General features: G+C 44.8%; 6 protein-coding genes. 5 read left to right on the forward strand and 1 reads right to left on the reverse strand.

Annotation, left to right across the window (positions count from 1 at the left end; genetic code table 11):
* The first annotated feature begins 75 nt into the window (after positions 1-75).
* Positions 76-1,365, forward strand: a complete 1,290-nt coding sequence (locus F6K51_RS17550; RefSeq protein WP_293022203.1) for a glycosyltransferase family 4 protein — start codon at positions 76-78, stop codon at positions 1,363-1,365.
* Positions 1,366-1,428: 63 nt separating this feature from the next.
* Here the strand turns inward: F6K51_RS17550 and F6K51_RS17555 are convergent, their stop codons facing one another.
* Positions 1,429-1,782: an FAD-dependent monooxygenase gene (locus tag F6K51_RS17555; protein ID WP_293022205.1), complete on the reverse strand. Its 354-nt coding sequence runs from the start codon at positions 1,780-1,782 to the stop codon at positions 1,429-1,431.
* A gap of 803 nt (positions 1,783-2,585) precedes the next feature.
* Between F6K51_RS17555 and F6K51_RS17560 the strand changes: the two genes are divergently transcribed.
* From F6K51_RS17560 to F6K51_RS17575, 4 genes are all read left to right on the forward strand, one after another.
* Positions 2,586-2,924: a hypothetical protein gene (locus F6K51_RS17560; RefSeq protein ID WP_293022207.1), complete on the forward strand. Its 339-nt coding sequence runs from the start codon at positions 2,586-2,588 to the stop codon at positions 2,922-2,924.
* Positions 2,900-3,355: a hypothetical protein gene (locus F6K51_RS17565; RefSeq protein ID WP_293022209.1), complete on the forward strand. Its 456-nt coding sequence runs from the start codon at positions 2,900-2,902 to the stop codon at positions 3,353-3,355. Before F6K51_RS17560 ends, F6K51_RS17565 begins: the two co-directional genes overlap by 25 nt.
* Entirely contained in the window at positions 3,324-4,337 is a 1,014-nt protein-coding gene (locus tag F6K51_RS17570) for an aspartate/glutamate racemase family protein (protein WP_293022211.1), read from the forward strand. Before F6K51_RS17565 ends, F6K51_RS17570 begins: the two co-directional genes overlap by 32 nt.
* A 184-nt stretch (positions 4,338-4,521) precedes the next feature.
* Positions 4,522-8,361, forward strand: coding sequence for an AMP-binding protein (locus F6K51_RS17575; RefSeq protein WP_293022213.1), 3,840 nt, complete (start codon positions 4,522-4,524; stop codon positions 8,359-8,361).
* Positions 8,362-8,498 lie beyond the last annotated feature (137 nt).

The raw sequence follows: 8,498 nt of genomic DNA on the forward strand, positions 1-8,498 counted from the left end.
GCATCGCGTAGCGTGACCAAAGGTCAATCCCGGGTGCTAGTGCATAAACAGATCACAGAACATAGGGTATATAAGATGAACCTTCGAGTATTGATTGCAGCGGAACATGCATCTGCAAAGTTTGGTGGTGAAGCAGCTCTTCCATTACATTACTATCGAATTTTGCGCCAACGAGGAATTCCTACCTGGTTAGTCGTACACGAACGCACTCGTGCAGAATTAGAGGCATTATTTCCCCAAGATCAACATATTGCTTATGTTCCTGACACCATTTGGCATCGTATGTTGTGGCAGTTAGGTCGTCTACTGCCTACCCGTTTATCCTACTTTACGCTAGGGCTGGTTATGCGTCTTTTGACCCAGCTGACCCAGCGACAAATCATTCGCCGTATTGTTAAGCAGGAGCAGATCAATATAATTCATCAACCGATTCCAGTATCCCCCAAAGAACCATCTATGCTGTTTGGAATGGGTGTACCGATAATTATTGGTCCTATGAATGGTGGTATGGACTATCCTCCAGGTTTTCAGAAACTCCCAAATAAAACTGTCAACTTTACCATATTTTTGGGACGGAAGTTTTCGAATATTATGAACCAATTGATACCTGGAAAGAAACAGGCAGCATTACTAATAGTGGCAAATGAGCGAACCCGAAAAGCACTACCTCAAGTCGCCTGTAAACAAGTCATTGAAATAGTAGAAAACGGTGTAAATTTATCTATATTTAAACCTCTGAAATCTGCGTCCACAAGCCTACCGATAAAAACATCTTATGTTTTTATCGGTAGGCTTGTGGACTGGAAAAGCGTTGATTTATTGCTGCTTTCATTTAAAAAAGCATCCCTAAACTTTCCGATTAGCTTAACTATTATTGGTGATGGTACAGAGCGGGATAAATTACAGAAACAAGCACAAGAACTCAATATTTTATCCACAACTATCCACAATACTGGTAAAGTATTTTTTGCTGGTTGGCTTTCTCAGGAAAAGTGTTCAGAGCAATTACAGCAGTCTGATGTGTTTGTTTTACCGAGTCTTTTAGAGTGTGGTGGGGCAGTGGTGCTTGAGGCAATGGCAAAGGGACTTCCAGTGATTGCCAGTAATTGGGGAGGCCCAGCAGATTATCTCGATACTTCTTGTGGAATTCTTGTAGAACCCTCCTCTCGAGAGGAGTTTATTGATAGTCTTGCCAATGCAATGCTGACCCTGGCCCACTCACCCCAAAAACGCCTTGATATGGGAAGAATGGGCCAAAAGAAAGTTATGCAACATTTTGATTGGGAAGTTAAGGTAGATCACATGATCAAGATCTATCACAAGGTGATTGCTGACCACCTAGCCAGCTCCAAGATACAGTCCTGACTGCCTGACACAAGTAGTTCAAACCCAATCTGTCCTTGAATAAGAATAGTATTTGCGCCGGTCTTATAAATACAGTTCAAACTGGTGAAGTGCTTGAGATTCGTAGGTGATCAAAGCTTGAGATTTACCTTTAACATAATTTGCGATCGCATCAGCTGCTTTAATTGCCGACTGCAACGCCTTGTTAATACCAGCCGACGATAGGGGATCTAGGGTACAAGCTGCATCACCAACAGCTAGCCAGCCATCATCGGTGATCTGATCTAAATACTGAGAATAGGCTGGCTGAATCAAAAGCTTGGATTGAGAAGAGGCGTTGGCACTTAACTCCTGCACGTACTGAGTTTTTTGGAGATATGCTGTCCAATTGGGCAATTGCAGGAGTCCGTATTGCTGCAGCAGTTTGCGATCGCTCATTAAGCTGACATTTATTTCAAGCTGACTGCTGACTGCTGACTGCTGACCTATTTCCTAGAGGAACAATGGGAAAAAATTCTTAATAACTCATTACTATTAAAACCGCTATAACTATAATAACTATATTTATAATAAAGCCTTATACATTAATTAAGTTGATTAAGTATTACTTATATAAAATTTGATAACAAGTTAAAAAAAAATTGGCATTTTATGATATAAGCGGTGGAAATAATTGAATAATGTCAAGTTTTAGGTAAATCAGCTATGCTATGAATAAGCTGTGTTCTGCTAGTTAAGGTAGTTAACTAAGAAGATCAGGAAACCTAGAGAACACGGACTTAGAGAACGACTGGAACTATGAACGGTTGATGTGACCTCATTTCTAGGATTAGGAGAGTCAAGGGAACCAAACCGTAAGGCTGCATTGTCTAACATTTGAGGGAATTATAACCCTTATGGGTTGGGATCAATGTGCGCGATTAATACAGAATCCGGTAGATTCCAGACTACAGCCTCAGAAGGAAAGCCTAACCGTCCCACCAGCCCTAATCCTGCCCAAATAATTTATCGCAACATACTACATTTTTTAAAAAAATACTACAACTTGAATTGCAAAATCTGGTTTCTTAAATTCAGCTTAAAATCAGTTTAAAAAGAAAACTAAATGTTGAAACCCGAGCACAATGAGGTATTATAAATAACAGGCAATTGTGGGTAGCATTTTTGGTATGACTATTTCCTTGTTAGAGACGGTAAATCCTCTAATCAATATGGTGGATGACGCCCAGTTGAGGCAGTAATTGACTCAAGCTTTCTGTGAAGCAACGGAGGCAGTAAGCAAGATTGATAATTTCTTTGCACTGGTTCCTACCCATCGTTGGTCTAAGTCATTTCTGGCTCATTTCTTTAACTCCTGGAAGGCGACTCACCTCAAGATGTTGGCGATCTATGGTCTATCTTGTCGCTTACAACGGCTGGCTTTGGCAAATCCCTATTCAGTCAGGGAACAGTTATTCATGGCGGGAGCCTTCAACGCTGAGACCAGTTATGAAGACCTCGGTTTAGACTATGGATGTCAAACCCATGCTGAGCTGTATCACCGGCTGGGGTGTTTTTGGATAACGATTCCTGGCAATTAGAGCAGTATTGCTTACCGAAAGCCAGAGAGTTTAAACAATGGATTTATCAGAACATGGTAGTGAATGATATCCCCAAGGGATTGTTCACCAATATGTTTTCTGAGATCTATAACCACGGTGAGTATACCATCGCCCTAAAAGCTTTTAGTGATCTCATTGATCGTCATTACTCCTTCTCGGCTCCAGAAAAAGAGCAAGCCCTGACCTATATCCACGCCCATGTGGCTGATGAGACGGAAGTGGATCACTTTTTGGTAGTGGTCAAAGCCTTGAATGCCTATTGTCAAGGGACAAACACATCCATTGATTACGAACAGGATCGGAACTTATTTGTGGAATATTTGACTCGTTTAGGTGGTGTAATGGTAAAATTAACTAACAGTATGAGTCAAGAAATTCATGCCAACGAACCCCTTATCTGCGCGTCTTAACCCAGAGCATCAGTACGTTTTTCAAACAGCTCAACAGGCGATTACGGCGCTCCCAGGCTATCGGCGAAAATTAGCTGACATCGCCAGGCTCCACTATGACTTGGGAGAAGTGATTGCGGATCAAGACTATCCCACAGAGGTGATGGTACTCCGGCCTCAGCACACCAAAGCTCCCCCCTTACTCTTAATTGGTGGGATGGGTCCTATCCCAGGGGTGGAGGGATTTGAGCAAGCCTGTGAGATGTTTCAAAACACTCGGGAAATTGTGTTGTTACAGGCCTGTGCAGTGCCGAATCGAACAACAGTTATGACCGAGAAAAGGCAAGCTGGCAGCAAAACCTTGAGGAAAACCTTGGCCGAAGAGGAGTTAGTGGCGATGCTAGAGATGGCAATTCGAGTGGGAGTTGCACAATGTTATACACGCCATACTCCGATCCAAGTGATTGTCCTGTGTAATGCTGCCCATTACTTCCTTCCTTTTGCCTGGCAACGGCTCTTGAACAATCATCCCCAAATGGCGATTAAACTCCAGTGGATTTCATTAATTGAATCTGTGGTGAAGCATCTCAGAGATGGGCATTGGCAGCGACCGTTACTCCTATGCACCAGTGCCACGCGATGGGGAAAGGTCTACGCCCATCCCCTTCAAGCCAATGGAATTGACCTGATCGAACCAAACGATGCTTTGCAGTTAACCCTGATGGACTGCATTTATCAGGGGGTAAAAGCCTCTAATCAGGATATCACCTGCTTCTTAGGGGAACGCTTCTTTGTTGAGCTGCTCAAAACCCAACCTGACCTGGACTGTATCATCGCAGGCTGTAGTGAAATTCCCTGTTTGCTGGAGTTGCTGCAAGGAAGAAGTACCGGTGCTGTCGGGCAGTTTTTGTCGGCGATCGAGGTGATTAATCCGGTTCAACTGGCTTTGAACCATGCCGCTGAAACCCTTCAGCCGATGGCAGCCATGGAACTGAACCTGTGACGAGACAGGTTTTATAGCGCTACGCGCAAGGCAGCTATGCTGAGGGCAGAAGGCAGAAGTTGACTCTAAAAAGGTTTTAGAAGTAAGAGTTGTCCTAACCTTAGTACCTACTGCTATATCCCATTGATGTCAGCCCAAACCACCAAAGCTCAAACACCAAAGCTCAAACACCAAAGCTCAAACGATGAATCCCTCTGTAAAACCCCTGACCCTGAACGACAACGATAGTCCCAACCAGACCTTTAAGCCTTTCCCCTTAGAAAATGTTGAACGGTCAATTGTAGAGCAATTTGAACAACAGGTTTCACGTCATGGGAATCGTCTTGCCATCGGTTTTCCTGGACAAGAGCTAACCTACAACGCCTTAAACCAATGGGCTAACCGGATTGCACGAGCAATCTTAACCAAGCTTGGGGCTGGGTCTGAACCGGTTGCTCTGTTATTTGAGACCGGACCAAGCATGATTGCAGGGATGTTGGGGGTACTCAAGGCTGGGAAATTTTATGTTCCGATAGATATATCGTTGCCAGAGTCTCGCCTTAGCCTGATTCTTAAGGACTCAAAGGCTAGGTTAATTTTAAGCGATCGCTACCATCTCGATGCTTCAGGGTTTGAGCAGAGGATTTTGAGCCAAGATGTTTTGAGCCAAGATATTTTAAGGATTGACAGCCTAGAACCAGGGATTTCAGACGAGAACTTAGAAATTCAGTATCATCCTGACGATAAAGCCTATATTCTTTACACTTCTGGTTCTACAGGACGCCCCAAGGGTGTGATCCAAAACCATCGGTATGTCCTGAATCTATGCCGGAACTATACTAACAGCAGTAAGATTAGCTTTTGCGATCGCTTTTCACTGTTGTACTCAGCCGCTTTTGGTGGTGCAGTGCGAGATATTTACTGTGCCCTGTTGAATGGAGCAGCCCTATTCCCCTTGGATGTCAAGCAAATTGGGTTACATCAGTTAGGCCGATGGTTGCGAGATAACGAAATCACCATTATGTTTGCGGTGGCGACATTGTTTCGTCACTTTGTTTCAAAATTAGATGGGCTTGGAAATTTTCCTAAGTTACGACTGATCCAAATTGGCAGTGAAACGGTTTACCGACAGGATGCGGAACTTTTCCAGGAAAACTTTTCCGACCAATGCACCTTAATGGTGAATCTTGGAGGTACAGAGATTAGTCCAGTCCGACAATTTCCCATTACCAAAAAAACCGTGCTCACTGGTGCCACCGTGCCTGCGGGCTATGGTGTTGAGGGCACCGAGGTTTTCCTTTGGGATGAATCGGGGCAGGAGGTGCCTCCGGGAGAGGTTGGTGAAATTGTGGTTCGTTCTCGCCAAGTGGCTAATGGCTACTGGCAACAGCCTGAGCGAACCGAGCAAGTGTTTATCACAGATGGGGAGCATCGATATTTCAAAACCGGTGATTTAGGTAAGTTATTACCGGATGGTTGTTTGCTGCACCTGGGTCGTAAAGATTTTCAGGTCAAGATCCGAGGTTATCGGGTTGAAACCAGTGAAGTGGAAGCCAGTTTGTTGAACTTAGACGCTGTTCAAGAGGCGGTTGTAGTCGCCCAGACAGAAGCAGGGGGAGCAGTTGGGGATCAACAGCTAGTGGCTTATCTGACTCCGGTAAATTCCCAAAACAAACCGACAGCCAACGAATTAAAAGCTGCGTTGGGAGACAAATTACCCAGTTACATGGTTCCCGCTTGTTTTATTTGGCTAGAGTCATTACCTTTAACTGTAACTGGTAAAATTGACCGACGGGCTTTACCAAAACCGGAATCAATTCTATCAACATCACAATTAGAATTAAACGTTATTGCCCCCCGTACGGAAATAGAAGAAACCTTAGTCAAAATTTGGTCGGAAGTCCTAAAAATTGAGCCGATTGGCATTGAGAATAATTTCTTTGAATTAGGGGGACACTCCCTTCATGCCAGCCAAGTTGTGGCTCGTATTTCCCAGAGACTAGGCATTGAAATCCCATTGAAGCAGATTTTTGAAGCACCAACAATTAGCCTGCTCTCAGAATACCTAGAATCCGTAAACACTAGCACTTGTAGCACTGGTGACTATCCCTTAGTTCCCACCCCCACGGCAAGAGAGGCAGAAATTCCTCTATCCTTAACCCAACAAGGTCTCTGGTTTCTGGCTCAACTGGAAGACAATCGTGCTGCCTATAACTTGGTGAGAGCGTTTGTGATTACCGGGTCATTAGACAGAACGAGTTTAGAAAATGCGATCGCAACCCTCATCGACCGCCACGAAATCCTACGAACCACCTTTTCAGCTGGCGAGGGCATACCAAACCAAAGGATTTCATCCCAGATTCGGTTACCCCTATCTATGGTAGACTTGACCACTGAGGGGTTGGATGGGATTGAGGAAGTGATTTTCCAAGAACAAAATCGCCCCTTCGATGTAACTGTTGGCCCTCTGCTGCGATTTACGCTAATTTGCAATTCACAGGAAAAGCAAATTTTACTACTGACCATGCACCACATCATTAGTGATGACTGGTCAATACAAGTTTTGCTCAGAGAACTCTCATGGCTTTATACGGCTGGTTTAACTCAAACATCGCCATCATTACCCCCTCTGCCCATTCAGTATGTTGATTATGCGACTTGGCAACGCCGCCGATTCACCGGGGAGTTTAGAGATAGCCAAATTAAATACTGGCAAGAGCAATTAGCGGATGCTCCCCCAGTGCTTAACCTCCCCCTGGATCGCCCCCGCACAACTCAACCCTTCAAATCTGGCCGGGTGCCATTTGGCCTCAATGCTGACCTAACTGATCAACTCAATGTCTTAAGCCAGGGTAAGGGCACAACCCTATTCATTACCCTTTTTGCGGCCTTTTCCGGTTTTCTGTCTCGCTATTGCCATCAAGACGATATTGTGGTGGGGACTCCCATCGCCAACCGAAACCCAGCCATAACAGAGGCTTTGATTGGCTTCTTCGTTAATACCTTAGTCTTACGCACTCGACCGAAGCAACAGCATACCTTCATTGAGTTGCTTTCCCAAGTTCGTCAAGTGGCCTTAGATGCTTATGCTCATGGCGATATCCCCTTTGACCTGCTGGTAGAGCAACTGAAACCGGAACGGCTGCCAGGGGTTAGTCCCCTCTTTCAGGTGATGTTTACCTTGCAAAATCTCCCGAAGGAAACCCTAGAGTTGTCGGGGCTGACTGTCAGTGCTAAGTCTTTAGATAAACCCACTGCTGGGGCTACCTTTGATTTAACCTTATCCCTGACTCAAAGCGATACAGAACTGATTGGCGCTTTTGAATACAATGCCAACCTGTTTGATCCCGCAACGATTGAGCGGATGACAAGAAATTTCCAAATTTTTGTAGAGGGGATCACTGTATTTCCAGAACAAACCATTGCTCAATTGCCGATTTTGAGTGCTGCTGAACAACAGCAATTATTAGTGGAGTGGAATCAAACCCAAACCGATTATCCTCGTAATGCCTGTGTTCACCAGTTATTTGAAACCCAAGTCCAAAAGACACCAGATGCAGTAGCATTACGTTTTGCCGAACAAGCTCTGACCTATCACCAGTTGAATCAAAAGGCTAACCAACTTGCCCATTACTTGCTTTCTTTGGGTGTTGGCCGAGATGTTCCGGTGGGAATTTGTCTGGAGCGCTCCTTGGAGATGGTGATCGCGCTGCTAGCAATTCTCAAAGCCGGGGGAGCTTATGTTCCCCTAGACCCTGGCTATCCCCAGAAACGGCTGGCCTACATGATGAAAACTGCTCAAGTTTCCATTCTACTCACCCAAGAGTGTTTAATATCCCAGGTGCAGCTAATGGCAGAGCATACCCTTTGTCTAGATAAGGATTGGCCAACCATTGCCCAACATCTACCCACCAACCTCAATGGCCAGACTACACCAGATCACCTGGCTTATATTATCTATACTTCTGGCTCAACTGGGCAACCGAAAGGGGTTGCCATGCCCCACCAAGCTTTAGCTGTCCGGCAAAATTCATCCCACACCTAATGCGTAGCATTAGGTGTGGGATGAATTTTGCACAGGGTATTAAAAAATTGCTATAATATATTTACTGATAAACAAAGCCGTTCGCGAAGCGTGGCCAAAGGCCTTAAATGCTGGTTTGTCAGCCACCTACTAATCAA

This window comes from Moorena sp. SIO3I8, from assembly GCF_010692325.1.
Classification (GTDB): Bacteria; Cyanobacteriota; Cyanobacteriia; order Cyanobacteriales; family Coleofasciculaceae; genus Moorena.

What these genes read in the sequence shown, in the direction of transcription:
- F6K51_RS17550 (WP_293022203.1), top strand. Translation starts at nt 76, where the DNA reads ATGAACCTTCGAGTATTGATTGCAGCGGAACATGCATCTGCAAAGTTT.
- F6K51_RS17555 (WP_293022205.1), bottom strand. Translation starts at nt 1,782, where the DNA reads ATGAGCGATCGCAAACTGCTGCAGCAATACGGACTCCTGCAATTGCCC.
- F6K51_RS17570 (WP_293022211.1), top strand. Translation starts at nt 3,324, where the DNA reads ATGCCAACGAACCCCTTATCTGCGCGTCTTAACCCAGAGCATCAGTAC.
- F6K51_RS17575 (WP_293022213.1), top strand. Translation starts at nt 4,522, where the DNA reads ATGAATCCCTCTGTAAAACCCCTGACCCTGAACGACAACGATAGTCCC.